Annotated in this window: 28 protein-coding genes; 14 read left to right on the top strand and 14 right to left on the bottom strand. The window is 71.4% G+C overall.

The features are described 5' to 3' along the window. Window positions 1-4: 4 nt before the first annotated feature. Entirely contained in the window at window positions 5-238 is a 234-nt protein-coding gene (locus ACI2LY_RS13970; protein WP_078858611.1) for a hypothetical protein, read from the bottom strand. Between the two features lie 82 nt (window positions 239-320). Next, window positions 321-1,304 carry a DEDDh family exonuclease gene (locus ACI2LY_RS13965; RefSeq protein WP_388991764.1) on the bottom strand — a complete coding sequence of 328 codons (984 nt, stop codon included), beginning with the start codon at window positions 1,302-1,304 and terminating at the stop codon, window positions 321-323. A gap of 240 nt (window positions 1,305-1,544) precedes the next feature. Between ACI2LY_RS13965 and ACI2LY_RS13960 the strand changes: the two genes are divergently transcribed. Next, window positions 1,545-2,591 (top strand): zinc-dependent alcohol dehydrogenase family protein, encoded by a 1,047-nt coding sequence (locus ACI2LY_RS13960; protein ID WP_404707365.1) that lies wholly within the window; start codon window positions 1,545-1,547, stop codon window positions 2,589-2,591. 4 nt (window positions 2,592-2,595) lie between these two features. Here the strand turns inward: ACI2LY_RS13960 and ACI2LY_RS13955 are convergent, their stop codons facing one another. Then, the gene (locus ACI2LY_RS13955; protein WP_404707364.1) at window positions 2,596-3,981 is read right to left on the bottom strand and encodes a CoA transferase; all 1,386 of its coding nucleotides are present in this window, start codon (window positions 3,979-3,981) and stop codon (window positions 2,596-2,598) included. 45 nt (window positions 3,982-4,026) lie between these two features. Beyond that, a complete protein-coding gene (locus tag ACI2LY_RS13950; RefSeq protein ID WP_404707363.1) occupies window positions 4,027-5,568 on the bottom strand; it encodes a S8 family peptidase in 1,542 nt (513 codons plus the stop codon). A 288-nt stretch (window positions 5,569-5,856) separates the two neighbouring features. Here ACI2LY_RS13950 and ACI2LY_RS13945 point away from each other — a divergent pair, with 288 nt between their 5' ends. The 3 genes from ACI2LY_RS13945 (at window position 5,857) to moaA (ending at window position 9,020) form a co-directional block, all read left to right on the top strand. Beyond that, window positions 5,857-6,207, top strand: a complete 351-nt coding sequence (locus tag ACI2LY_RS13945; protein ID WP_388991749.1) for a DUF485 domain-containing protein — start codon at window positions 5,857-5,859, stop codon at window positions 6,205-6,207. Then, the gene (locus tag ACI2LY_RS13940; protein WP_404707362.1) at window positions 6,204-7,847 is read left to right on the top strand and encodes a cation acetate symporter; all 1,644 of its coding nucleotides are present in this window, start codon (window positions 6,204-6,206) and stop codon (window positions 7,845-7,847) included. The genes ACI2LY_RS13945 and ACI2LY_RS13940 overlap by 4 nt, the downstream gene beginning before the upstream one ends. A 183-nt stretch (window positions 7,848-8,030) precedes the next feature. After that, window positions 8,031-9,020: a GTP 3',8-cyclase MoaA gene (moaA, locus tag ACI2LY_RS13935; protein WP_388991743.1), complete on the top strand. Its 990-nt coding sequence runs from the start codon at window positions 8,031-8,033 to the stop codon at window positions 9,018-9,020. Between the two features lie 10 nt (window positions 9,021-9,030). Here the strand turns inward: moaA and ACI2LY_RS13930 are convergent, their stop codons facing one another. Both ACI2LY_RS13930 and ACI2LY_RS13925 read right to left on the bottom strand, forming a co-directional pair. Then, window positions 9,031-9,243, bottom strand: coding sequence for a hypothetical protein (locus ACI2LY_RS13930; protein WP_030815583.1), 213 nt, complete (start codon window positions 9,241-9,243; stop codon window positions 9,031-9,033). 233 nt (window positions 9,244-9,476) lie between these two features. Continuing rightward, a complete protein-coding gene (locus ACI2LY_RS13925) occupies window positions 9,477-9,872 on the bottom strand; it encodes a DUF3099 domain-containing protein (protein WP_404707361.1) in 396 nt (131 codons plus the stop codon). Between the two features lie 245 nt (window positions 9,873-10,117). Here ACI2LY_RS13925 and ACI2LY_RS13920 point away from each other — a divergent pair, with 245 nt between their 5' ends. Further along, entirely contained in the window at window positions 10,118-10,411 is a 294-nt protein-coding gene (locus tag ACI2LY_RS13920; RefSeq protein WP_391291211.1) for a GlsB/YeaQ/YmgE family stress response membrane protein, read from the top strand. A gap of 62 nt (window positions 10,412-10,473) precedes the next feature. On the opposite strand, the gene tyrS is transcribed toward ACI2LY_RS13920, so the two are convergent. The 5 genes from tyrS to ACI2LY_RS13895 form a co-directional block, all read right to left on the bottom strand. After that, on the bottom strand, window positions 10,474-11,742 hold the full coding sequence (tyrS, locus tag ACI2LY_RS13915) for a tyrosine--tRNA ligase (protein WP_404707360.1): 1,269 nt from the start codon (window positions 11,740-11,742) through the stop codon (window positions 10,474-10,476). Between the two features lie 56 nt (window positions 11,743-11,798). After that, window positions 11,799-13,193 carry a metallopeptidase TldD-related protein gene (locus ACI2LY_RS13910; protein ID WP_404707359.1) on the bottom strand — a complete coding sequence of 465 codons (1,395 nt, stop codon included), beginning with the start codon at window positions 13,191-13,193 and terminating at the stop codon, window positions 11,799-11,801. Continuing rightward, complete coding sequence (locus ACI2LY_RS13905) at window positions 13,190-14,713, bottom strand: TldD/PmbA family protein (protein WP_404707358.1); 1,524 nt, start codon at window positions 14,711-14,713, stop codon at window positions 13,190-13,192. The genes ACI2LY_RS13910 and ACI2LY_RS13905 overlap by 4 nt, the downstream gene beginning before the upstream one ends. A 71-nt stretch (window positions 14,714-14,784) precedes the next feature. Next, window positions 14,785-15,717 (bottom strand): hydroxymethylbilane synthase, encoded by a 933-nt coding sequence (gene hemC / locus ACI2LY_RS13900; RefSeq protein WP_404707357.1) that lies wholly within the window; start codon window positions 15,715-15,717, stop codon window positions 14,785-14,787. Further along, window positions 15,702-16,634, bottom strand: coding sequence for a LysR family transcriptional regulator (locus ACI2LY_RS13895; protein ID WP_404707356.1), 933 nt, complete (start codon window positions 16,632-16,634; stop codon window positions 15,702-15,704). Before ACI2LY_RS13895 ends, hemC begins: the two co-directional genes overlap by 16 nt. A gap of 70 nt (window positions 16,635-16,704) precedes the next feature. On the opposite strand from ACI2LY_RS13895, the gene ACI2LY_RS13890 reads away from it, so the two are divergent. Beyond that, window positions 16,705-17,622: an NAD-dependent epimerase/dehydratase family protein gene (locus ACI2LY_RS13890; RefSeq protein ID WP_404707355.1), complete on the top strand. Its 918-nt coding sequence runs from the start codon at window positions 16,705-16,707 to the stop codon at window positions 17,620-17,622. Between the two features lie 21 nt (window positions 17,623-17,643). Next, window positions 17,644-18,498, top strand: coding sequence for an aldo/keto reductase (locus tag ACI2LY_RS13885; protein WP_404707354.1), 855 nt, complete (start codon window positions 17,644-17,646; stop codon window positions 18,496-18,498). On the opposite strand, the gene ACI2LY_RS13880 is transcribed toward ACI2LY_RS13885, so the two are convergent. Beyond that, window positions 18,476-18,661, bottom strand: coding sequence for a DUF397 domain-containing protein (locus tag ACI2LY_RS13880; RefSeq protein WP_404707353.1), 186 nt, complete (start codon window positions 18,659-18,661; stop codon window positions 18,476-18,478). The genes ACI2LY_RS13885 and ACI2LY_RS13880 overlap by 23 nt on opposite strands. Continuing rightward, window positions 18,658-19,500 carry a helix-turn-helix domain-containing protein gene (locus ACI2LY_RS13875; protein WP_404707352.1) on the bottom strand — a complete coding sequence of 281 codons (843 nt, stop codon included), beginning with the start codon at window positions 19,498-19,500 and terminating at the stop codon, window positions 18,658-18,660. Before ACI2LY_RS13875 ends, ACI2LY_RS13880 begins: the two co-directional genes overlap by 4 nt. A gap of 131 nt (window positions 19,501-19,631) precedes the next feature. Here ACI2LY_RS13875 and ACI2LY_RS13870 point away from each other — a divergent pair, with 131 nt between their 5' ends. The 4 genes from ACI2LY_RS13870 to ACI2LY_RS13855 all read left to right on the top strand — a co-directional run bounded on the left by ACI2LY_RS13870 (window position 19,632) and on the right by ACI2LY_RS13855 (window position 22,195). Then, complete coding sequence (locus ACI2LY_RS13870) at window positions 19,632-20,063, top strand: ATP-binding protein (RefSeq protein ID WP_404707351.1); 432 nt, start codon at window positions 19,632-19,634, stop codon at window positions 20,061-20,063. 166 nt (window positions 20,064-20,229) lie between these two features. Continuing rightward, window positions 20,230-20,934: a 3-oxoacyl-[acyl-carrier-protein] reductase gene (gene fabG / locus ACI2LY_RS13865; RefSeq protein WP_388991684.1), complete on the top strand. Its 705-nt coding sequence runs from the start codon at window positions 20,230-20,232 to the stop codon at window positions 20,932-20,934. Window positions 20,935-20,939: 5 nt separating this feature from the next. Further along, window positions 20,940-21,707 (top strand): enoyl-ACP reductase FabI, encoded by a 768-nt coding sequence (fabI, locus tag ACI2LY_RS13860; RefSeq protein ID WP_404707350.1) that lies wholly within the window; start codon window positions 20,940-20,942, stop codon window positions 21,705-21,707. A 146-nt stretch (window positions 21,708-21,853) separates the two neighbouring features. Continuing rightward, the gene (locus ACI2LY_RS13855) at window positions 21,854-22,195 is read left to right on the top strand and encodes a hypothetical protein (RefSeq protein WP_393911404.1); all 342 of its coding nucleotides are present in this window, start codon (window positions 21,854-21,856) and stop codon (window positions 22,193-22,195) included. Here ACI2LY_RS13855 and ACI2LY_RS13850 read toward each other — a convergent pair. Next, complete coding sequence (locus ACI2LY_RS13850) at window positions 22,173-22,865, bottom strand: FadR/GntR family transcriptional regulator (protein ID WP_404707349.1); 693 nt, start codon at window positions 22,863-22,865, stop codon at window positions 22,173-22,175. The two genes, ACI2LY_RS13855 and ACI2LY_RS13850, sit on opposite strands and share 23 nt — an antisense overlap. Window positions 22,866-22,968: 103 nt before the next feature. On the opposite strand from ACI2LY_RS13850, the gene ACI2LY_RS13845 reads away from it, so the two are divergent. The 3 genes from ACI2LY_RS13845 (at window position 22,969) to ACI2LY_RS13835 (ending at window position 24,793) form a co-directional block, all read left to right on the top strand. Next, window positions 22,969-24,243: a CynX/NimT family MFS transporter gene (locus ACI2LY_RS13845; RefSeq protein WP_404707348.1), complete on the top strand. Its 1,275-nt coding sequence runs from the start codon at window positions 22,969-22,971 to the stop codon at window positions 24,241-24,243. Between the two features lie 58 nt (window positions 24,244-24,301). After that, window positions 24,302-24,424, top strand: coding sequence for an SGM_5486 family transporter-associated protein (locus ACI2LY_RS13840; protein ID WP_267881280.1), 123 nt, complete (start codon window positions 24,302-24,304; stop codon window positions 24,422-24,424). A gap of 171 nt (window positions 24,425-24,595) precedes the next feature. After that, entirely contained in the window at window positions 24,596-24,793 is a 198-nt protein-coding gene (locus ACI2LY_RS13835) for a hypothetical protein (protein ID WP_404707347.1), read from the top strand. Window positions 24,794-24,861 lie beyond the last annotated feature (68 nt).

Genomic DNA, 24,861 nt, shown 5'->3' with positions numbered 1-24,861 from the left:
CGGGTCAGACCCGGTCCACCACCCCCGCCTTCCCCTCGGCGCGGGCGCAGTGGGCGCCGCAGTACCAGTGGCCCTCCACCTCGACGCCCTGGCCGATGATCTGCACCCGGCAGTGCTCGCAGATCGGTGCCATGCGGTGGATGGCACAGGAGAAGCAGTCGAAGACGTGCACCGCGCCCTGTGCGTGGACCTCGAAGGTCATTCCGTAGTCATTGCCGCAAACTTCGCATCTCGCCATGCGCCTCAGGGTGAGCCGTACCCGGCCGCCGGGCGAGCGGGCACGGGCGCGAATCGCGGGGAATCACCCGTGTGTACGGCTCTCAGTCGGCGTCCTCGACATCGCGCAGTAGTTGCCCGAAGGCCGCCTCGTCGATGACCGGGGTGCCGAACTGGCGGGCCTTGGCCGTCTTGGAGGTGCCCGAGTCGGGGTCGTTGGTGACCAGCAGGCTGGTCAGCCGGGACAGGCTGGTGGCCACGTGCAGCCCGGCGTCGGTCGCCCGGTCCTCCAGCAGCTCGCGCTCGGTGGAGGTGTCACCCGAAAAGGCCACCCGCATGCCCTGCTTGAGACGTTTGCCCGGTTCGTACCGGCCAGGGTTGGGGTGCGGGCAGGCGGGCCGCTTGCGGGCCGGGCGCCAGCCGGGGCCGCGTCCGCCGCCGTAGGAGCTGGTCGCCTGGCGGCCGATGACCGGGGCGTCCGACCACTCGGTGAGCGGACGGCACTCCAGCAGCGGCAGCCGCACCTCGTTCGCGGCGGCCGCCCTGAGGCTCGGCCGGAACGCCTCGGCCAGCACCCGCGCGTCGTCCAGCGCGTGGTGGGCGCGCTGCTGCACCACCCCGAAGTGCGCGGCCAGCGACTCCAGCTTGAAGTTGGGCAGCGGCAGCCGCAGCTCCTTGGAGAGCGCGATGGTGCACAGCCGCTGCCGCACCGGCGGCTCGCGCCGGGCGCGCGCGTACTCCCGCGCGATCATCTGCCAGTCGAAGACCGCGTTGTGCGCGACCAGCACCCGGTCCGCCAGCCGGGCCGCGAACTCCTCCGCCACCTCCGCGAAGAGCGGGGCGCCTTCGAGCACGTCGCTCGTCAGCCCGTGTATCCACACCGGGCCCGGGTCGCGCTCGGGGTTGACCAGCGTGTACCAGTGGTCCTCGACCTCGCCGCGCGCGTCCAGCCGGTACACGGCCGCCGAGATGATCCGGTCGTCGCGGGCCAGCCCGGTGGTCTCGACGTCGACGACCGCGTATCCCTTCGGATACACGGTCGGCCACGGGGTGGGCGAGGACACTGCGGTCGCGGGGTCTTCGAGCATGGTCAATGAGGATACGGGTCACCACCGACAGCCGGGCCGCCCAGGGGCTCGCACCCACCGGCCGGGTTGCGCCTCGCATGGGTGTACGTCCTCAAGAGCGGTACGGGGAACCGCCCTTGAGGACGTCCCCCCTGGTCCGGGGGCCCTCGCGGCGCACGGTGCCCCCGCGACGGCGTACCGTTGGTGCGCTCGGGCGACGTCCGGGCGCACCCGCCTCCCTGCACGAGAAGGACCTCCGCCATGCGCGCCACCACCATCCACGCCCCGTACGACATGCGTGTGGCGGACGTGCCCGAGCCGATCGTGCAGCTGCCCACCGACGCCGTCGTACGGGTGCTGCGCGCCTGCATCTGCGGCAGCGACCTGTGGGCTTACCGGGGCGAGGCGGCCCGGCAGCCGGGGCAGCGGATCGGGCACGAGTTCCTCGGTGTCGTGGAGGAGACCGGCTCCGAGGTGGGCACCCTGAAGCGCGGGGACCTCGTGGTCGCGCCGTTCATGTGGTCCGACGGCACCTGCGAGTACTGCGCCGAGGGCCTGACCACGTCCTGCGTGCACGGCGGCTTCTGGGGCTCCGTCGGCTACGACGGCGGCCAGGGCGAGGCCGTGCGGGTGCCGTTCGCCGACGGCACCCTGGTCAAGCTGCCCAAGGAGGCGGCCTCCGACGACCACCTCCTCACCGGCCTGCTCACCCTGTCCGACGTGCTCGGCACCGGCCACCACGCCGCCCTCGGCGCGGGCGCCCGCCCCGGCGCCACGGTCGCCGTCGTCGGTGACGGCGCGGTCGGCCTGTGCGCGGTACTGGCCGCCAAGCGGCTCGGCGCCGAGCGGATCATCGCCCTCGGCCGCCACGAGGCGCGCACCGACATCGCCCGCCGCTTCGGCGCCACCGACGTCGTCGCCGCGCGCGGCGCGGAAGCCGTCGCGGCCGTCCGCGAGCTGACCCGGGGCCAGGGCGCGCACGCCGTCGTCGAGGCGGTCGGCACCGAGCAGTCCATGAACACGGCCGTCAACATCACCCGCGACGGCGGCGCCATCGGCTTCGTCGGCGTCCCCCACGGCAGCGGCACCGGCTTGGACCTCAGCGTCATGTTCGACCGCAACATCGCCCTGCGCGGCGGTGTCGCCCCGGTCCGCACCTACATCCCCGAGCTGCTCCCCGACGTCCTGGACGGCACCATCGACCCCTCCCCGGTGTTCGACATGACCGTCGACATCGAGGGCGTCCCGGACGGCTACAAGGCGATGGACGAGCGCACGGCCCTGAAGGTCCTCGTCACCAACGACTGAACGGTCAGCGCCACACGGCCGCGCTCGACCCCCAGGGGACCGGCGGCGCGGCCCAGTCCGTCGGCCCCCCGGTGAACGACACCGGGGGCCGCGCGTACCGCAACCGCCCGAGAGGGCTGTCCCGTTCGGCCAGCCACGCGTCCGGGCCCTCGTACTTCTGGCCGCCCGGGCGCGGGTCCCGTCCGGCGTCGTCGGTCAGCCAGTGCGCGGTCCGGGCGAGCGCGAGGCGCACCAGGCGGCCCTGGCCGTCGCGGGACCGTTCGCCCAGGGCCCGCAGGATGCCCGCCGCCATCAGATAGCCCGAGCCGTGGTCCAGGGCCTGCGCGGGCAGCGCACCGGGCTCCATGGTCGAGCCCTCGGTGGCCGCGATGCCGGTCGCCACCTGGACGAGGCTGTCGAAGCCGCGCCGCTCGCCCCAGGGCCCGTACGCGCCCCACGCCGAGATCTCGGCGACGATCAGGCCGGGGTGCCGCTCGGCCAGTGCCTCGGCGGAGAGGCCGAAGCGGTCGAGGGCGCCGGGGCGGTAGCCGGTGACGACCACGTCGGCGGAGGCCAGCAGCTCTTCCAACACCGCGCTGTCCGCGCCGAGTTCAAGGGTGGCCGATCGCTTGCCGAAGCCCGTGTCCGCGTGCTGGTCGGCGAGTTCGGGCAGTTCGGGTGCGTCCACGCGCAGCACGTCGGCGCCGAGCAGCGCGAGGGTGCGGGTGGCGACGGGACCGGCGAGGACGCGGGTGAGGTCCAACACGCGCAGCCCGGCGGCGGGCAGGAGGGGTGCGGATTTCCGCTCCAGGGGCGGGAGTTCACGCCCCGAGGCCGCGCCGATCGGGGCGCGCTCCACCAGGGGGCGCTCGGCCACCGCGGCGGCCTGCGGATGAGCCGCCCACTGGCCGGGGGTGCGCAGGGCGACGGCCAGGCCACCGGCGGCGTACACCGTCTCCTCGATCTCCAGGGCGGAGCGCTTGAGGAGCAGCCGCTCCACCTCCTCGGGGGTGGCCCCGTCGGGCAGGCCCAGCGCGTCGAGGAGGCGGTGCCGGTGGTGCGGGTAGTTGGCGTGGGTGCGCACCCAGCCGTACGACGCCCGCCACCAGCGCGACAGCGGCGCGAAGTTGACCGGTGCGCGGCCGTCGATCCGCAGCACCCGCTCGCTGTGGAAGGCGGTGGCCACCGCGCCGTCGTCCACCACGGCGCGCGGCACGGTACCGAGCCCGGCCCGCAACGCGCCCAGCTCGGCGGCGGCCAGCGCACACGCACCCACGCACGCACGCGCCAGCCGCTGCACGGGCAGACGGGCAGCCATGGCCCCCGGCCGCTCCACACAGACCAGCCGGGAGAGCAGCTCGCGATCGCCACCGAGCGCGATCCAGGCGGACTTGATCATCTGATCGATCATCGCTGCACTATGCATCAGCCGCCCGGACCCGACAAGGAGGCGCCCTTAGTGGGTCACCGCCGCCAGCGCGTCCGCGGTGCCCCAGCCGTAGAAGCCGTTGCGGTTCTTCGTGCCCTCGCACACCGCGTCGACCTTGCCGTCACCGTTGATGTCGTACGGGTCGGTGCACGGTGTGGCGGTCGCCTCCGCGTACAGCAGCGCCTTCACCACGGCGGCGGGGGCGTGCGGGTGGACCGACTTGATCAGCGCGGCGACGCCCGCGACGTGTGGCGAGGCCATCGAGGTACCGGCCATGTAGCCCCACTTGCCGCCGGGCAGCGGGCCCAGGATGAGGCCGCTGACGGCGGGCGGGGCGGGGGTCTGGTAGGCGGTCGAGTCGCCGCCGGGGGCCGCGATGTCGATGGTGCCGAGGCCGTAGTTGGAGAACGACGACTTGACGCCCTTCGCGCCGGTCGCCGCGACCGTCACCACACCCGGGAGCTGGGTGGGTATGTCGAAGCACTTGCGCGGGTCGACGGTCCGGTCCGAGGGGGTGCCGTCGTTGGGGGAGGAGGAGTCGGTGATCGAGTCGGCGGCGAAGTCGTAGTTCTCGTTGCCTGCCGCCGCGACGTTGACCGTGCCCTTGCCCTCCGCGTACCGCGTCGCCCGCGTGATGGCGTCCACCAGGGCCTTCTGGTCCGGGTCGCCGGTGCAGTTGAAGTACCACGGGTCGGTGTAATAGCTGTTGTTGGTGACGTCCACGTGGTGCTCGGCCGCCCACATGAAGCCGCAGACCACGGCCTCGGTGTAGAAGTAGCCGTCCGGGTTGCCCACCTTGATGCCCGAGACCTTCACGCCCGGCGCCACGCCCGTGATGCCGACGCCGTTCTTGGCGCCCGCTATCTCACCCGCGACATGCGTGCCGTGCGGGGACTCCGACGCGCTCGGACGCCAGGCGCCGTCCGTGGTGTCCGGCGCGCCGGAGACGCAGTTGACGGACGCGGCCCGGTCGAAGTTGGGCGCGATGTCCGGGTGGGTGTCGTCCACGCCGGTGTCGATGACGGCGACCGTCACCTTGCTGCTGCCGAGCGTCTTCTCATGGGCCTTGTCCGCCTTGATGGCGGGCAGGTCCCACTGCAGCGGCTCCAACGGGTCCTGCCCGTCGACCGCCTTGGCCTTCGACAGCTCCGCCGCCGTCAGCGGCTTCGGCGTGCCCACGTCGGTGGTGGACTGCGCGGGCAGCGGCGCGTTACGGGTGGCCCCGGCCGAGGAGACACCGGACACCTTGCGGATCGACGTGGCGAAGTCGGGGTTCGCGGAGTGCGCCACGATCACGCCGATACGGTCATAACTGGCCACGACGGTGCCGCCCTCGCGTCCTATCGCGCGGCGCACCGACTCGATCGTGCGATGGTCCGTTCTCGTGTTGACCACGTAGGACAGGTTCGGGCCGTCGTACGTGGTGCCGGAACCCTCCGCCGCCCGCGTCGTCAGGGCCGTGGACGGGGTCGCCGAGGCAGCCGTCGGCAGGAAGCCGAGCGAGGCGGTCAGCGACAGCACGACCGGGACGGCCGGCGCGAACCGGCGCCGGGAGCGCAGATGAGCCATGGGATCTCCACATCATCCGGAAACGAAACCGCCCGAGGCACGGGTGGCGCTCGGGCAGGTACATGACGGGTGGAACAAGGTGAAGCTATCCCGGTGGCGCGGATCTCCGAAAGGGCCGGACCCGTGTGAACCGGCGTACGCGCCGGGCCGTGTGCGTCAACGAGGGGGCACGGCCGGATCGCGCCCCCCGGAAGATCACCACGGGGAGTCGCGCGTTGACGCCCGGTAACGTGATCTCCGTTCCAGTGAGGTCGGCAACCGCCCGTCCGTGACGCGAGGAGACCTTAAGTGGCGACCGAGACACCGCCCCCCGCGAACCACCCACTTCCTTCCCCCGAGGAGTTCACCGAGGCGCAGGCGAGCGCGGAGTTCGGTGAACTGCGCCGCGCCCACCGCTCGTTCGCCTTCCCGCTGACGATCGCCTTCATCGCCTGGTACCTGCTCTACGTGCTGCTCTCCTGCTACGCGGGCGGCTTCATGGGCACCAAGGTCGTGGGCAACATCAACGTGGCCCTCGTACTGGGCCTCGCCCAGTTCCTCACCACGTTCCTCATCGCCTGGTGGTACGCGCGGCACGCCGCCGCCAAGCTCGACCCCAAGGCCGCGGCCATCAAGTCCCGGATGGAGGGCGGCGCATGACCGGCGCTCAGCACATGATCCCCGCTCAGCACACCCTGCTCGCGGCCGGTGAGGCCAGTGAGCACAGAGGGCTGATCATCTCCCTGTTCGCGGTGTTCGTCGCCGCGACCCTCGTCATCACCGTCTGGGCGGGCCGTCAGACCAAGGACGCCGCCGACTTCTACGCGGGCGGCCGCCAGTTCACCGGCTTCCAGAACGGACTGGCCGTCTCCGGCGACTACATGTCCGCCGCGTCCTTCCTCGGCATCGCGGGCGCCATCGCCCTCTTCGGCTACGACGGCTTCCTGTACTCCATCGGCTTCCTGGTCGCCTGGCTGGTCGCCCTGCTCCTGGTCGCCGAGCCGCTGCGCAACTCCGGCCGCTACACCATGGGCGATGTGCTGGCCTACCGGATGCGCCAGCGCCCGGTGCGCACCGCCGCGGGCACCTCCACCATCGTGGTGTCGATCTTCTACCTGCTCGCGCAGATGGCGGGCGCCGGTGTCCTGGTCTCGCTGCTGCTCGGCATCACCAGCGACAGCGGCAAGATCGGCATCGTCGCGCTGGTCGGCGTGCTGATGATCGTGTACGTCACCATCGGCGGCATGAAGGGCACCACCTGGGTCCAGATGGTCAAGGCGGTCCTCCTCATCGCGGGCGCCCTGCTGCTGACCTTCCTGGTGCTGCTCAAGTTCGACTTCAACGTCTCCGACCTGCTGGGCAGCGCCGCGGACAACAGCGGCAAGGGCGCGGCCTTCCTGGAGCCCGGCCTGAAGTACGGCGCCACCGGCACCTCCAAGCTGGACTTCATCTCCCTCGGCATCGCCCTGGTGCTCGGCACCGCGGGCCTGCCGCACATCCTCATCCGCTTCTACACGGTCCCCACCGCCAAGGCCGCCCGGAAGTCCGTCATCTGGGCCATCGGCCTGATCGGCGCCTTCTATCTGATGACCCTCGCCCTCGGCTTCGGCGCCGCCGCGCTGATCAAGCCCGAGGAGATCATCGCCTCCAACAAGGCGGGCAACACCGCGGCCCCGCTGCTCGCCCTGCACCTCGGGGGAGTGGACTCCAACTGGGGCGCCATCCTGCTGGCCAGCATCTCCGCCGTCGCCTTCGCCACGATCCTCGCGGTCGTCGCGGGCCTCACCCTGGCCTCCTCCTCGTCCTTCGCCCACGACATCTACGCCAACGTGATCAAGAAGGGCCGGGCCACCGAGAAGCAGGAGCTGCGCGCCGCCCGCTGGGCCACCGTCGGCATCGGCGCCGTCTCCATCGTGCTCGGCGCGCTCGCCCGCGACCTGAACGTGGCCGGACTGGTCGCGCTGGCCTTCGCGGTCGCCGCGTCGGCGAACCTGCCGACGATCCTCTACAGCCTGTTCTGGAAGCGGTTCACCACCTCCGGAGCCCTGTGGTCGATCTACGGCGGCCTGGTCACCGCGGTCGGCCTGGTGCTGTTCTCCCCGGTCGTCTCCGGCAAGCCCACCTCGATGTTCCCCGACGCCGACTTCCACTGGTTCCCGCTGGAGAACCCCGGCATCATCTCGATCCCGGTCGGCTTCCTGCTGGGCGCCGTCGGCACCCTGCTGTCCAAGGAGGTCCCGGACGCGCAGAAGTACGCCGAGCTGGAGGTACGGTCCCTGACCGGCACCGGGGCGCACTGAGCCGCCCGCCGAGGACACCTCACGGCCGCGCCGCGCGGGAGCACCCCCGCGCGGCGCGGCCGTGTCCGTGCGCGGAGAGGGAGGGGCCTGCGGGCAAGCGCGCGGCTGTCGATGTCCGAGGTCTCGCGTAGGCTCGCAGGTGACAGGGAAAAAGCGGTCCGGAGAACGAGGGAGGGGGCCCACGTGCTCATCGACACCTACGGCCGAGTGGCCACCGACCTGAGGGTTTCGCTGACCGACCGGTGCAATCTGCGCTGCACCTACTGCATGCCTGAAGAGGGACTGCAGTGGCTGGCCAAGCCCGACCTGCTCACGGACGACGAGATCGTCCGCCTCATCGACCTCGCGGTGCGCCATCTCGGTATCGAGGAGGTCCGCTTCACCGGCGGCGAGCCCCTGCTCCGCCCCGGCCTGGTCGGCATCGTGGAGCGTGTTGCGGCCCTGGAGCCGCGCCCCCAGATGTCCATCACCACCAACGGCATCGGCCTCAAGCGCACCGCCGCCGCACTGAAGCAGGCGGGCCTGGACCGGGTCAACGTCTCCCTGGACACCCTGCGCCCCGACGTCTTCAAGACCCTCACCCGGCGCAACCGCCACCAGGACGTGCTGGACGGCCTCCAGGCCGCCGCCGACGCCGGTCTCACCCCGGTCAAGGTCAACTCCGTGCTGATGCCGGGCCTGAATGCCGACGAGGCCCCCGACCTGCTGGCCTGGGCGCTGGAGCACGCCTACGAACTGCGGTTCATCGAGCAGATGCCGCTGGACGCCCAGCACGGCTGGAAGCGCGACGGCATGGTCACCGCCCAGGACATCCTGGCGTCCCTGCGCACCCGCTTCGAGCTGACCGACGAGGGCGCGGGCGAACGTGGTTCGGCCCCGGCGGAACGCTGGCTGGTGGACGGCGGCCCGCAGCGGGTCGGCGTGATCGCCTCGGTGACCCGCCCGTTCTGCGCGGCCTGCGACCGCACCCGGCTCACCGCCGACGGGCAGATACGCACCTGTCTGTTCGCCACCGAGGAGACCGACCTGCGCGCCCTGCTGCGCTCCGGCGCCCCGGACGAGGAGATCGCCGAGCTGTGGCGCAAGGCGATGTGGGGCAAGAAGGCGGGCGCGGGCCTGGACGACCCCTCGTTCGTGCAGCCGGACCGCCCGATGTCCGCGATCGGCGGCTGAGCCGGACCCGTCAGGCGCCCGGCTCCTCCCAGTCCTTCAGCGCGACGACGTCCTTCAGGAAGCCCCGGACGCCGAGGAACTGCGACAGATGCTCGCGGTGTTCCTCGCAGGCGATCCAGGTCTTGCGCCGCTCGGGGGTGTGGATCTTCGGGTTGTTCCACGCCAGCACCCACACGGCGTCGGCTCGGCAGCCCTTCGCGGAACAGATCGGTGTCTCACTCACAGAGGAGATTCTCGCAGAGGGAATTCACGCGGAAACGACCGCGAACAAGGCGACGCCGAGCAGCCACGGGGGGAGCTGCCCGGCGTCGGTCTGTCGCTCCGACGGGGGATGCGGAGCGCGTACGCAGTATGTCACGCAGGACTGGCCGACCGGCACAGGAACAGCATGATTGATCTGAGCTTTTCTTGAGCTTGGCGGGAAGTCGTCTTCCGCTTTTTCCGCTCCCACGCTGCTCAGGCTCGGTCGGAACGTTTCCCGCGAGACTCCGCCCCCGGCTCCGTTGACTCCTGCCATGGGCCGGATTCCGTCCGCGCCCCGGACTCCTCGTCACGCGGCGGTGTGATCATCGGCTTGGAGGGCATGGCGACGAACGTCGACGGCAGCGACTGCGGCCGTTCCCGGCCCGCGTTTGCGATCACTACGGCGACGTACGGCAGCAGCGCGCCCAGCACCAGCGCCACGATGGCGACGTACCGCTCCACGTTCCACAGCGAGGCGGCCAGGATCACCGACACCGTCCGGACCGACATGGAGATGACGTACCGCCGCTGCCGACCCCGCACATCCTCGGCCAGCCCGGTCCGCGCGCCGGTGATCCGGAAAACCTCGCCACGCTGCTGCTTGCCCATCAGTCCACCATCCGCCCGCATGGGACCATCCCCGGCCCGAAGCCGCGTCCGGGCCCGTCGGGGAACCGGACCGGGACACCCACCCCACGGTACGCCGCCATGGCGCCGCGCTCGATACCGGGGCGCCGCCCGGCCTGCGGGAACACCCACCATCCGGGTGCGCCCGGCATGCGGGGCGCCGAGGGCGCGCCCAGACTGGCCGGGACGATCAGATCGATCAGGTCGGACCGGACGAGGAGGCCGCCATGGGCTGGCTGTGGGCGATCATCGTGGGATTCGTGCTGGGCCTGCTCGCCAAGGCGATCATCCCCGGCAAGCAGCACAGCCCCCTGTGGCTGACCACCATCTGCGGCATCCTGGGCGCCCTGGCGGGCAACGCCATCGCGCGCGGACTGGGGGTGGCGGAGACGCGCGGCATCGACTGGAGCAGGCACATCTTCCAGCTCGTGGCGGCGATCATCATCGTGTTCTTCGTCGACATGCTCTACACCGCGACCCTCGGCAAGCGCCGCAAGCGCAAGTACGACGAACGGGTGTGACCCACGACGAACGACGGACAGAGGGCGGCCTCCCCGTGCAGGGAAGCCGCCCTCTCCCGCTGTCAGGCGCCCGTGACCTCGACCGCGGCCAGGTTCTTCTTGCCCCGGCGCAGCACCAGCCAGCGCCCGTGCAGCAGCTCCTCGGCGGCCGGTACGGCGTCCTCGGCCGCGACCTTGACGTTGTTCACGTAGGCCCCGCCCTCCTTCACCGTGCGGCGCGCGGCCGACTTGCTGGCGACCAGGCCCACCTCGGCGAGCAGGTCCACCACCGGGCCCAGCTCCGCGACCTGGACATTCGGCAGCTCGGACAGCGCGGCGGCGAGCGTGCGCTCGTCCAGCTCCGCCAGCTCGCCCTGGCCGAACAGCGCCTTGGACGCGGCGACCACGGCGGCGGTCTGCTCCGCGCCGTGCACCAGCGTCGTCAGTTCCTCCGCGAGCGCGCGCTGCGCCGCACGGGCCTGCGGACGCTCCTCGGTCAGCCGCTCCAGCTCCTCGATCTCCTCGCGGGACTTGAAGCTGAAGATCCGCAGGAACTTGGAGACGTCCCGGTCGTCCGCGTTCAGCCAGAACTGGTAGAACGCGTACGGCGTGGTCATTTCCGCGTCGAGCCAGACGGTGCCGGACTCGGTCTTGCCGAACTTGGTGCCGTCCGCCTTGGTGATCAGCGGGGTGCCCAGCGCGTGGACGACGGCGTCCGGCTCGGTCCGGTGGATCAGGTCGGTGCCCGAGGTGAGGTTGCCCCACTGGTCGCTGCCGCCGGTCTGGAGCGTGCAGCCGTACCGCCGGTACAGCTCCAGGAAGTCCATGCCCTGGAGGATCTGGTAGCTGAACTCGGTGTAGCTGATGCCCGCGTCGGAGTTCAGCCGACGGGAGACGGCCTCCTTGGCGATCATCTTGTTGACCCGGAAGTGCTTGCCGATGTCCCGCAGGAACTCGATGGCCGACATCCCCTGGGTCCAGTCCAGGTTGTTGACCATGACGGCCGCGTTCGGGCCCTCGAAGTCCAGCAGCGGCTGGATCTGCGCGCGCAGCCGCTCCACCCACTGGCCGACGATCTCCGGCGCGTTCAGCGTGCGCTCGGCGGTGGGCTTGGGGTCGCCGATCAGACCGGTGGCGCCGCCGACCAGGCCCAGCGGGCGGTGGCCCGCGTTCTGGATGCGGCGCATGGTCAGGATCTGGACCAGATTGCCGAGGTGCAGGCTGGGCGCGGTCGGGTCGAAGCCGCAATAGAACGTGACAGGACCGTCCGCGAACGCCTTGCGCAATGCGTCCTCGTCGGTGGAGAGGGCGATCAGCCCACGCCACTTCAGTTCGTCGACGATGTCCGTCACGGTTCTCGCGTCTCCTCGATGATCATGCGGCGGTCGGGTGACAGCCGAGTACGAGGTTATACGCCCTGGCTGACAGAGCTCATATTGAATTCCGGGACGCGGAGCGCGGGCATCGCGGCCCGGGTGAACCAGTCACTCCACTCACGGGGCAGGGTCTGCTCGGTGCGGCCCGCCTCGGTGGCCCGGCCGAGCACGCCGAGCGGTGACTCGTTGAACCGGAAGTTGTTCACCTGGCCGGTGACCTCGCCGTTCTCCACCAGGTAGACGCCGTCGCGGGTCAGGCCGGTGAGCAGCAGGGTCGCCGGGTCGACCTCGCGGATGTACCAGAGGCAGGTCAGCAGCAGGCCGCGCTCGGTGTCCGCGACCATTTCCGCGAGCGAGCGGTCGCCGCCGCCGTCCAGGATCAGGTTGTCCAGCGCCGGGGCGAGCGGCAGCCCGGTCAGGGCCGCGCTGTGCCGGGTGGTGGTGAGGTGGTCGAGGACACCGTCCTTGATCCAGTCGGTGGCGCGTACCGGCAGCCCGTTGTCGAAGACCGAGCGGTCGCCGCCGGAGGCGTGCGCGACGACGAAGGGCGCGCAGCCGAGGCCCGGCTCGTCGGGGTCGCTGCGCAGGGTCAGCGGCAGCTCGCTGAGCCGCTCGCCGGTACGGGTGCCGCCGCCCGGCTTGGAGAACACCGTGCGCCCCTCGGCGGCGTCCCGGCCGGAGGCGGACCAGAGCTGGTAGATCAGCAGGTCGGCCACGGCGGACGGCGGCAGCAGCGTCTCGTACCGCCCGGCGGGCAGCTCCACGCGGCGCTCCGCCCAGCCGAGCCGCTCGGCCAGCTCGGTGTCCAGGGCGCCCGGATCGACGTCCTTGAAGTCACGGGTGGACCGACCGGCCCAGGCCGAGCGGGTGTGGTCGGGGGACTTGGCGTTCAGCTCCAGGGTGCCGGTCGGCTGGTCGTGCCTCAGGCGCAGCCCGGTGGAGGTGCCCAGGTAGGTGGAGACGGTCTCGTGGCTGGCGAAGCCGTACAGCTCGCGGCCACCGGCCCGGGCGCGGGCGAACGCCTCGCCGAGCGCCGGGGCGAAGTCGGTGAAGACGGCGGAGGAGGTCTCGGCGGGCGCGTCGCGGAAGTCCGGGGACTCCGGCACCCCGCTGACCAGCGGCTGCGCGTCCTCGGCGGGTCCGGCCGCCCGCGCGGCGGCCTCGGCGGCCCGCACCAGCGGCTCCAGCTCGGCCGCCGTCACCGCCGACCGCGAGACCACCCCGGAGGCGGTGCCCTGCTGCCCGTCCACGGTGGCGATCACGGTGAGGGTACGGCCACGGGTCACGCCGTTGGTGGTCAGCGCGTTGCCCGCCCAGCGCAGGTTGGCGCTCGACTCCTCGTCCGCGATGACGACACACCCGTCCGACCGGGACAGCGCGAGGGCCTGCTCGACGATCTCGTACGGCTTGCTGCTCCGCGCGCTCATCGCCCGGCCTCCTGCGTGGTGTTGAGGATGTTGACGCCCCGGAACAGGGCGGAGGGGCAGCCGTGGGAGACGGCGGCGACCTGGCCGGGCTGGGCCTTGCCGCAGTTGAAGGCGCCGCCGAGGACGTAGGTCTGCGGACCGCCGACGGCGGCCATCGAGCCCCAGAAGTCGGTGGTGTTGGCCTGGTAGGCGACGTCCCGGAGCTGCCCGGTGATCCGCCCGTTCTCGATCCGGAAGAAGCGCTGCCCGGTGAACTGGAAGTTGTAGCGCTGCATGTCGATCGACCAGGACCGGTCGCCGACCACGTAGATGCCCCGGTCGATGCCCCCGATCAGCCCCTCGGTGGACAGCCCGGCGGGGTCCGGCCGCAGCGACACATTGGCCATGCGCTGGACCGGGACATGGCCGGGGGAGTCCGCGAAGGCGCACCCGTTGGAGCGCTCGAAGCCGGTCAACCGGGCGATACGGCGGTCGAGTTGGTACCCGGTGAGGGTGCCGCCCCGCACCAGGTCCCAGGACTGCGCGGCCACGCCCTCGTCGTCGTAGCCGATGGTCGCCAGGCCGTGCTCGGCGGTGCGGTCGCCGGTGACGTTCATCAGCTCGGAGCCGTACTTGAGCTTGCCGAGCTGGTCGAAGGTGGCGAACGAGGTGCCCGCGTAGGCGGCCTCGTAGCCGAGGGCGCGGTCCAGCTCGGTGGCGTGGCCGATGGACTCGTGGATGGTCAGCCACAGGTTGGAGGGGTCGACGACCAGGTCGTACAGGCCCGGCTCCACGCTCGGGGCGCGCATCTTCTCGGCCAGCAGCTCAGGGATCTGTTCGAGTTCGGTGTCCCAGTCCCAGCCGGTGCCGGTCAGGTACTCCCAGCCCCGGCCGGTGGGCGGGGCGAGCGTGCGCATGGAGTCGAACTCGCCGCTGGAGCTGTCCACCGAGACGGCCGTCAGCTCGGGGTGCAGCCGGACGCGCTGCTGGGTGGTGACGGTGCCCGCGGTGTCGGCGTAGAACTTGTTCTCGTGGACGGTGGTGAGCGAGGCGTCCACATGGGCGACGCCCTGCGCGGCCAGCAGCCGCCCGCTCCAGTCGGCGAGCAGCGCGGACTTCTCCTCGTCCGGCACGGTGAAGGGGTCGATCTCGTACGAGGAGACCCAGGTCTTGTCGGCGTGCACGGGCTCGTCGGCCAGCTCGACCCGTTCCTCGGAACCGGCCGCCTTGATCACCTGTGCGGACAGCTTGGCCATCGCCACGGCCTGCGAGGCGACCTTCGCGGCGCCGTTCATGGTCAGGTCCACCCCTGAGGCGAACCCCCAGCTGCCCCCGTGCACGACCCTGACCGCGTACCCCAGGTCGGTGGTGTCCGAGGACCCGGCGGGCCGCCCGTCCCGCAGCCGCCAGGACGCGCTGCGCACCCGCTCCAGCCGGAAGTCGGCGTGTTCGGCACCGAGGGCCCGCGCCCGCGCCAGCGCGGCATCGGCGAGGGCCCTTAGGGGGAGCGCCAGGAAGGAGGGGTCGATCTGTTGAGCCACGAGTGGGTTCCTCCTGCACGGGGTGGGGTGCTCAGGAGGATACGTCGCTCCGGAGGCGGGCCCCGGCGGTCTCAGTGGGCGATGCCGTCGATGAGTTCCCGCGCGCCCTGCCGGAGCAGGGCGACGGCGACGGAGGTGCCGAGGGTGGCGGGGTCGAGGCGCCCCGCCCATTCGTGCGCGTTGAGGACGGTCTTGCCGTCGGGCGTGAACACGGCGGCGCGCAGCGAGAGTTCGCCGTTCCGCTCGGTCCGGGCGTACCCAGCGATCGGCGAGTTGCAGTGTCCCTGGAGGACGTGCAGCAGCATCCGCTCGGCGGTGGTCTCGCGGTGGGTGGCCGGGTCGCCGAGGCCGCTGACGAGGTCGACCGTCTCGGTGTCGTCCTCCCGGCACTGCAGGGCGAGGACGCCCGCGCCGATCGGCGGGAGCATGGTCTCCAGCGTCAGGATCTCGCTGACGGCGTCCATCCGGCCGATGCGCTCCAGCCCGGACACGGCGAGGATCAGCGCGTCCGCGTCCCCGGCCGCCATCTTCTCCAGCCGCTTGTTGGCGTTGCCCCGGATCGGCACGCAGTCCAGCTGCGGGTGGGAGGCGGCGAGTTGTGCGACACGGCGCACGGAGGAGGTGCCGATGCGGGTCCCGGCCGGGAGCTGGTCCAGGGTGCGGCCCCGCGGGTCGACCAGGGCGTCCCGGATGTCGTCCCGTGCGAGGTGGGCGGCGAAGAGGGTCCCCGCCGGGATGGGGCGGTCGCCGGGGACGTCCTTCATGCAGTGCACGGCGAGGTCGGCGTCGCCCCTGAGCAGGGCGGCGTCCACCTCCTTGGTGAAGGCCCCCTTGCCCTCGACCTGGGCGAGGTCACCCATCCAGCGGTCCCCGGTGGTCGTGACCGGCAGCACCTCGGTACGGACGTGGGGGTGGAGTACGGCCAACTCGGCTTGCACGCGCTCTACTTGGGCGAGCGCCATGGGGGAGTTGCGGGAGACGATGCGGATCAGATCACCGGGCATGGGGGCACGATAGTGCGTACCGCCGCGGCCTCGTCCCGCAGCGCCCCGACCAGGGTCGTCACGTAAGGGTGGTCGCCGCGGCCCCGTGGCACGGCGACGCCGATGTGCCGAGCGGGCCCCGGAGGGGAGACCGGGACGACACGCACCCCGGGCGGCGGCGGGGCCAGGGCGATGGACGGGATCAGGGAGACGCCCAGGCCCGCCGCGACGAGCGAGCAGGCGAAGAAGTAGTCGGTCGTCGTGCCGCGCACCTCCGGTGTGAAACCCGCCCGGTCCGCGTACCGGCGCAGGTACGCCTCGGTCTTGAGGCAGCCGAGCACCCAGGGCTCCTCGGCCAGCTCGGCGATGTCGAGCGCCCGGCGCCCGGCCAGGGGATGCGCCTCGGGGAGGACCATGTGCAGGGGGTCCGCCAGCAGCGCGGTCCACTCCACCGGGGTCCTCCGGCCCGGTTCGCCGGGCAGCGGGCCGTCGAAGTGGTAGGCGACGGCGGCGTCCACGGCGCCCTGCCGGACCAGGCGCAGGGCCTCCTCGGGTTCGGCCTCGCGGACATGGACCACGGTGCCGGGATGGGCGGCCGTCAGCCGGGCGAGGGCGCCGGGCAGCAGGAGGCGGCCCCCGCTGGTGAAGGTGGCGACGGTGAACTGGGTACGGCCGGTGCCCAGCCGGTCGACCTCCCGCCTGGCGTGCGTCAGTTCGGCGGCCACCGACTCGGCGGCGCCCACCATGATGTGCCCGGCCGGGGTGAGGGTCACCCCTCGGGTGCTGCGCTCCACGACCCGCGTGCCGAGGCTGCGCTCCAGGGCCGCGACATGCTGGGAGACGGCCGAGGGGGTCAGGCGCAGGGCGGTCGCCGCCCGGTTGAAACTGCCGTGCTCCGCCACCGCCCGCAGCACGCGCAACCGCTGTACGTCGATCAACAGTGATCCTTCATACGTATGCACCAAGTCACCACTTCTGCTGGGGACTTTAGGCGCCCAGGATCAGGGCATGCAAAGGATCTGCGTCATCGGCGGAAACCGGTACTTCGGCAAACTCCTGGTCCAGCGGGCACTGGCCGCTGGACACCACGTCACGGTGATCAACCGTGGTTCCACCCGGCCGCCCGACGGCGTCGAGCACCTCGTCCTCGACCGCGACGACGAGAGTGCCCTCACCGCCGCCCTCGCCGCACGCACCTTCGACGTGGTCGTCGACCAGGTCTGCTACACCCCGGTGCAAGCCCTCGCCGCCGTGCGCGCCTTCCGGGGCCGCACCAGCCGGTACGTGATGACGTCCACCATCGAGGTCTACGACCCCGCGACCGCCGAGCTGCCCGCCCTCCCGCCCGGCACGCCGGTGCCGGAGGAGGCCGTCGACCCCGCCGCCTGGCCCGTGCGTACGGACCTGCCCTGGCACGACGCCGCCTACCTGGAGGCGCACTACGCCGAGGGCAAGCGTCAGGCGGAGGCCGCGTTCACCCGGCACGCCGGGTTCGCGTTCGCCTCCGTGCGCGCCGCACATGTGCTCGGTGGCGGCGCGGAGGAGTTCACCGGCCGACTGGCCCACTACGTGGAGCGCGTCACCGAGGGCAGGCCGGTGGTGGTGCACCCCATGGTGCTGCCCTCCGTGTTCGTCCACTACCAGGAACTGGCGGAAGTGGTGTGGTGGGCGGCCATGTGCACGGACCACACCGGCCCGCTGAACGCCTGCTCGGACGGTTTGTTCGACGCGCGCGAGCTGAGCGCGGTGATCGGCGCGCGGGTCGGCCGGGAGCCGACGTACCGGACCGCCGCCCCGGGCGAGGCGGCCTCACCCTTCTCCTTCGACCGCCACTACGCCATGAGCAACGCCCGCGCGAAACGGCTGGGGTTCACCTTCTCCCACACCGCCGAGTGGCTGCCCGCAGCGGTGACCGAAGCCCTCTGACCCGTACGGGAGGACACCCCTATGAAGTACCGCCGCCTGGGAAACACCGAGGTCAGCGCGATCGGCCTCGGCGCGATGCCGCTGTCCATCGAGCACCGCCCGGACGAGGACCGCGCCGTCGCGACCGTCCACGCCGCCCTCGACGCGGGCGTCACCCTCATCGACACCGCCGACAGCTACTACTGGCACGCGGACGAGCGTGGCCACAACGAACTCCTCGTCGCCCGCGCCCTCTCCCGCTACGGCGGCGACACCTCGCACATCCTGGTCGCCACCAAGGGAGGCCGCGGCCGCTCGGGCGACGGCGGCTGGACGGTGAACGGCGCGCCCGCGTATCTCAAGGCCGCCGCGGAAGCCTCGCTCAGGCGGTTGGGCGGGGACGCGATCGGCCTCTACCAGCTCCACAAGCCCGATCCCGCGGTGCCCTGGGCGGAGTCCGTGGGCGCGCTGCGCGACCTGCTCGACGCGGGCACGATCCGCTGCGCGGGGATCTCCAACGTGACCACGGACCAGATCCACGAGGCCCACGCCATCCTCGGCGACGGGCTGGTCTCCGTGCAGAACCAGTACTCGCCCGCGGTACGGGACTTGGAGCCCACCCTCGAACTCAGCACCCGGCTCGGACTGGCCTTCCTGCCGTGGAGCCCCCTGGGCGGCATCTCGCGCAGCGCGCTGGACGGCCCGTCGGGTTCGACCTCCACGGGTACGATCTTCCACCGCATAGCCGCCGAACAGGGGGTCAGTGTGCAGCGGGTCGTCTTGGCGTGGCTGCTGAGCCGCTCCCCGGCGGTGATCCCGATACCGGGGGCGAGCCGACCGGAGTCGATCCAGGACTCAGCGAGGGCGGTGGACCTCAGCCTTGCGGGGCTTCAGTGAACGCGACCCATGCCTCCGGCGTGATGGTGAGGGGCTGGATGCGCTTGTCCTTGGAGTCACGGATGTGGACCGTCTTTGGGCGCATGGCTACTTCGACGCAGTTGCCGCCATGGGTGTCGCTGTAGCTGCTCTTGAACCACGCCGACTCATCGGTGGTGCTCATAGCGCTCCTCGCATTTGTTCCAGTAGCTCCACGGTAGCCCGGCAGTCCAATGCCTGGGAACGTAACTTGCCGTAGCGCTGAAGCAACATGCTTACGTCTTTTGGCGTGGGGATCAGATTGTTCGACCGCTGCCCTTCCGTGTAAGCGAGCCACTGGTTGGCGGGAGTCTCGGCCAGGTACATCGTGCCCTCGATTCCAGCGTGGTCTTCCTGGACCCTGGGCATGATCTGGATCGCGACATTACGTCGGGCACCCATCTCGAGGAGATGGTCGATGACCTGCTTCGTCACCTCGCGGCCCCCCATGCGCCGATCAAGGATGCACTGTTCGATGACGAAGCCGAACTCGGTGGTGGGCCGGGTGGAGATGAGCAGTTGCCGGTCCAGCCGAGCTTTCACGTAGTAGTCGACCTGCTCCTGGGTAGTGGGGGGCAATCGACGGTCGAACAACGCCCTGATGTACGTCTCCGGCTGCAACAGTCCCGGTACTGCACGGCATTCGTACGCGTACAAGGTGGCTGCCTCCTCCTCGATCCCCGCCCACTGTTGGAACCAGGAAGCGAGGCCCGCCCGTCTCGTCAGGGTCTTCGCCGCATCTGTAAGTACTTTGGACGCCAGCGGTCCCAGGGCCTCCTCCGCCCGCCCTGGTAGATCCGTGGGCGGGAACCGCTTCCCCTGCTCGATCTTGGCGATGTACGCGACCGAGTACCCCACCCGCTTCGCGAAATCGTCCTGTGTCAGATCAGCCAGTTCCCGCAGCGACTTCAGCACCGCACCGAAGGTTTTGAGGCTCTCGGAAGGTTCGATCTCGACATTGCCCCCACCCTGGTCCGCCGTCATCTCAGCCTCCATTCAATCCGAGCAGCGTCACGGGGAGTGACCCACCCAGTCCAGAGTGTGCACTGATACAAGCGGAGTTGTATGGGCTTCGTTCCTGTTGGTGAAGCCGACAGACTCCTCACGCTGGACGTATGTCGTCCTCACCCGCCCAAGAGGCAGTCACCGTACGTACGTTCGCTCAGCGTTTCTCCGCCACCAGGCGGGGTGCGCGCCTCGCGCGGATGCTGGCCGTGCACCAGATGGACCGCTGGGGGCACCCGTACGGCAGCCCCGCCTCGGAAACCGTCGCCCTCGTCGTCGCCGAACTCGCAGCGAACGCGGTACTGCACGGCCGCGTACCCGGAAGGGACTTCGAGCTCCGCCTCCACCGCGAGGCCGACCACGTACGCGTGGAGGTCTCCGACACCCACCCCGACCACCCGAAACTCCCGGCCCCGGACCCCACCGCCGAGGGGGGCCGCGGCCTCCTCCTGATCGAGGCGGCAGCCACCCGCTGGGGCACGAGCCCCCGCACGGGCCCGGGCAAGACGGTGTGGGCGGAGTGCGCGACCGGCGGGTCCTGATCTGTAGGAATCCGACAGGAGCAGGGATGTGTCACTGTCGGTGCCCGATTGTCCGTGGTCGTGGCCGGACCGATAGGTTTTCGGGGAAGCCGCCTCTCCCGCCCCTCAGCAGGGCGTCCGGGCGGATTGTCGGAACGCTGCAGACCGCTAACGAAAGGGTGATCCGTTGAGCCGCTCGGTTCTCGTCACCGGAGGCAACCGGGGCATCGGCCTCGCCATCGCCCGCGCTTTCGCCGACGCAGGCGACAAGGTCGCCATCACGTACCGCTCGGGCGAGCCCCCGGCGGGCTTCCTCGCCGTCAAGTGCGACATCACCGACGCCGAGCAGGTCGAGCAGGCGTACAAGGAGATCGAGGAGCGGCACGGCCCCGTCGAGGTCCTGATCGCCAACGCGGGCGTCACCAAGGACCAGCTGCTGATGCGCATGTCCGAGGAGGACTTCACCTCGGTCATCGACACCAACCTCACCGGCACCTTCCGGGTCGTCAAGCGTGCCAACCGGGGCATGCTGCGGGCCAAGAAGGGCCGCGTCGTCCTGATCTCCTCGGTGGTCGGTCTGCTCGGTTCGGCGGGGCAGGCGAACTACGCCGCCTCGAAGGCCGCGCTGGTCGGCTTCGCGCGCTCCCTCGCCCGTGAGCTGGGCTCGCGCAACATCACCTTCAACGTCGTCGCACCCGGCTTCGTCGACACGGACATGACCAAGGCGCTCAACGACGAGCAGCGCAAGGGCATCGTGTCGCAGGTGCCGCTCGGCCGGTACGCCGAGCCGGAGGAGGTCGCCGCGGCGGTGAAGTTCCTCGCCTCGGACGACGCCTCGTACATCACTGGAGCCGTCATTCCCGTTGACGGCGGACTGGGAATGGGTCACTGAACACCATGAGCGGAATTCTCGAGGGCAAGCGCATCCTGATCACGGGTGTGCTGACGGAAGCCTCCATCGCCTTCCACGCGGCCCGGCTGGCCCAGGAGCAGGGCGCGGAGATCATCCTGACCGCGTTCCCGCGCCCCACGCTGACCGAGCGCATCGCCAAGAAGCTGCCGAAGCCCGCCAAGGTCATCGAGCTGGACGTCACCAACGAGGAGCACCTCGCGCGCCTGGCCGACATCGTCGGCGAGGAGCTGGGCGGCCTGGACGGTGTCGTCCACTCCATCGGCTTCGCCCCGCAGGACGCGCTCGGCGGCAACTTCCTGAACACGCCGTTCGAGTCGGTCGCCACCGCCATGCACGTCTCCGCCTTCTCGCTGAAGTCGCTGACCATGGCGTGCCTGCCGCTGATGCAGAACGGCGGCTCGGTCGTCGGCCTCACCTTCGACGCGCAGTACGCCTGGCCGCAGTACGACTGGATGGGCCCGGCCAAGGCCGCCCTGGAGGCCACCAGCCGCTACATGGCGCGTGACCTGGGCAAGCAGAACATCCGCTGCAACCTCGTCTCCGCGGGCCCGCTCGGCTCCATGGCCGCGAAGTCCATCCCGGGCTTCTCCGACCTGGCCGCCGTGTGGGACAGCCGCTCCCCGCTGGAGTGGGACCTGAAGGACCCGGAGCCCGCGGGCAAGGGCATCGTCGCCCTGCTCAGCGACTGGTTCCCGAAGACCACCGGCGAGATCATCCACGTCGACGGCGGTCTGCACGCCATCGGCGCCTGACCGACACCGCACGCGCGAGGCCCGTACCCCTCAATGGGGGTGCGGGCCTCACCCGTACGGGTCCCCGGCCGGGCCGACCCGGCTCCGGCGACGCACCCTCGTAGTACGCGTCCCCTCCGCAGCGCCGGCCGAGGAGGTCCCCCTACGTGCGTCTTCCCCGCAGCCTGACCCCGGTGACCGCGGCCGCGGCACTGGTCCTCGCTCTGCCCGGCGGAGTGGCCCGCGCCGGTGACGGCAAGCCGCACGCCCCCGACCTCTTCGGCGCGTCCTGCCGGACCAAGGTGGACGGCTCCGAGGTCGTGGCCCACTGCCACAACCCCTACGTGCACATCGACCGGGTACGGCTGCACATCGAGTGCGCCCGCTGGTGGGACATCGACACCGACAGCGCGCCGGTGGCGGCCGGGCCCGCCATGACCGTGAAGCTGACCGGCCGGTGCTGGAAGGAGATCCGGGTGGTGTGGATCAGCCACCAGAAGGCGGGCTGAACCGCTCCGGACGGCACTGGAAGGGGTAGCTCGCCGCCTCGACGGCCGCCGCCCGCGCGTCCCCGGTACGGATCGCGTCCACCAGCCGGGCGTGGTCCATGTACGAGCGCTGCTCCAGGTCGGCGCCCACGTCCGCGCGCAGCCAGTCCCGCAGCACCTCGCCGAGGTCCGCGTACATCGCCGTCATCACGTCGTTGTGCGACGCGGACACCACGGCCAGGTGGAAGGTGGCGTCGGCCGCCACGAACGCCTCCGCCTCCCCGGCCTCCCACGCCTCCTCGCGCCGGGTCAGCAGCGCGTCCAGCTGCTTCAGGTCCTTCTCGGTACGCCGTTCCGCCGCCAGCTTCGCCGCCGACGACTCCAGCGTGGACCGCAGCTCCGCGATGTGCCGGGGATCGGCGTCGGCGAACCTGCGGTGCATCACCCCGGCCAGCTCGCTGGTGGCGACCACATAGGTGCCGGAGCCCTGGCGGATGTCCAGCAGACCATTGTGCGCGAGCGCCCGTACCGCCTCGCGGACGGTGTTGCGGGCCACACCCAGCTGCTCGACCAGCTCCGGCTCGGTCGGGATGCGGGAGCCGACCGGCCACTCGCCGGACGTGATCTGGGCGCGCAGCTCGGCGATGACCTGTTCGGACAGCGCCGAACGGCGCGGGTGGCTCAGAGGCATGGCTCACCTTGGCATGTGGGTTCCGGCCCGCACGAACCGGCCGGACCGGGGCGCCCCGTACGGAGTCGGCTCCGGAATGGACAACCAATCATCCCATGATTCTATGATGGGTCTCATGGCTGAGGAGACCCGGACGGTTCCGCACCGCCCCGACACCGAGATCCCCGTACCGACCACCGCCACGGCGCCGCCCGTCTGGGCCGTGCGGCTGGTCGTCGTCGGCATCGTGCTGGCCGCCGTCAACCTCCGCCCGGCCATCACCAGCCTGGGCGCGCTCCTGGAGGAGGTCCGCGACGGGCTCGGCATGAGCGGCGGCGTCGCCGGACTGCTCACCTCCGTGCCCCCGCTGTGCTTCGCCGTCTTCGGCGCCACCGCACCCCGCCTCGCCCGCCGCTTCGGGCCCGGCGCGGTGGTCTGCGCGGGCATGACCGCCATCACCGCCGGTCTGCTGATCCGGCCCTACATCGGCAGCACCGCCGGGTTCCTGGCCGCCAGCGCGCTCGCCCTGATGGGCATCGCGGTGAGCAACGTGCTGATGCCGGTCATCGTCAAGCGCTGGTTCCCGGACCGCGTCGGCACCATGACCGGCCTGTACTCGATGGCACTGGCCCTCGGCACCTCCCTCGCAGCCGCCGTCACCGTGCCCCTGACCGGCGCCCTCGGCGGCCGCTGGCAGTCCGGGCTCGCCGTGTGGGCGATCCTCGCGGGCGTCGCCGTGCTGCCCTGGCTGCCGCTGGTCCGCGAGCGGGTGCCCGCACCGGTGCCGGTTCCGGGCGCGGAGGCGGCACCCCGGCTCCGGATCGCCCGCAGCCGCACCGCCTGGGCACTCGCCGTCTTCTTCGGCCTCCAGGCCACCGCCGCGTACATCACCATGGGCTGGATGCCGCAGATCTTCCGCGACGCCGGGGTCCCGGCCGGTACGGCGGGCGTGCTGCTCGCGGTCACCATGGTCATGAGCGTCCCGCTGGCCTTCGTCATCCCGCGCCTGGCGACCCGGCTGCCCCACCAGGGGCCCATCGTGCTGGCCCTCGGCGTCTGCGGCCTCGCGGGCTACGCCGGGCTGTACCTCGCCCCCGCCGCCGGGGCCTGGGCCTGGGCGGTCCTGCTCGGCGTGGCCAACTGCGCCTTCCCGCTCGCGCTCACCATGGTCGGCATGCGGGCCCGCACCGGTCCGGGCGTGGCCCAGCTGTCCGCGTTCGCCCAGAGCACCGGGTACCTGCTCTCCATCCCCGGCCCGCTGCTGGTCGGCGTGCTCTACCAGCGCACCGGGGGCTGGGGCGTGCCGATCGCGCTCATGGCGGCGCTGATGCTGCCGCAGATGGCCGTCGGATTCCTCGCCGGACGGGACCGGATCGTGGAGGACGAGGCGGGGCGCTGACGCCGGGGGCGGCGGGGGCGGCGGGCCGGGGCCCGGGCGAGGGTGGGACACTGGCCGCATGCAGCCTGTGCTCGACCCGAACCCCCAGAACGGCCAGAAGAAGATGCTGATCGTCTTCGGCTCGTTCTTCGCCATCTTCGTCGTCATCGGCATCGTCGCGATGCTGCTCGCCCCCTCCTGATCGCAGCCGCCCGAGGCGGTGGGGCGGGGGCTTTCCCCACCATCCCCTAGGGGGCGGGGATCAGGGTCAAGTGGGTGGAAGCCCGGATGGGTTGACCGCCGGTGACCGCGTAGCTTCGAGGTGTACCGGGAGAGCGGTTCCCGGACGGCCCGACGAGCCACGGAGGCGACCATGCCGGTACCCGCCCACACCCGGCCCCACCCCGCCGGTGCCGCCGCCCGGCTGCCCTGGTGGGCGCTGGCGCTGCCGACACTCGCCTTCGTCGCGCTCCTGCTGCTCATCATGAACCCGTCGGACGCCCACGCGGCGAGCGGCGACCCCGCGCTCGCGCACATACTGGAGCGCGCCCGGCAGCTTGTCGCGCACTGAGCCGGCGACCCGCTCGTACCGGTGAATCCGCATGTCAACTCCCTGCGCCAGGTGGCCTGTTTCATGCG

This window comes from Streptomyces sp. NPDC002176, from assembly GCF_044903645.1.
Lineage (GTDB): Bacteria > Actinomycetota > Actinomycetes > Streptomycetales > Streptomycetaceae > Streptomyces.
Note: the sequence above shows the minus strand (reverse complement) of the source record. Positions and strands in the feature narration are given on the sequence as shown.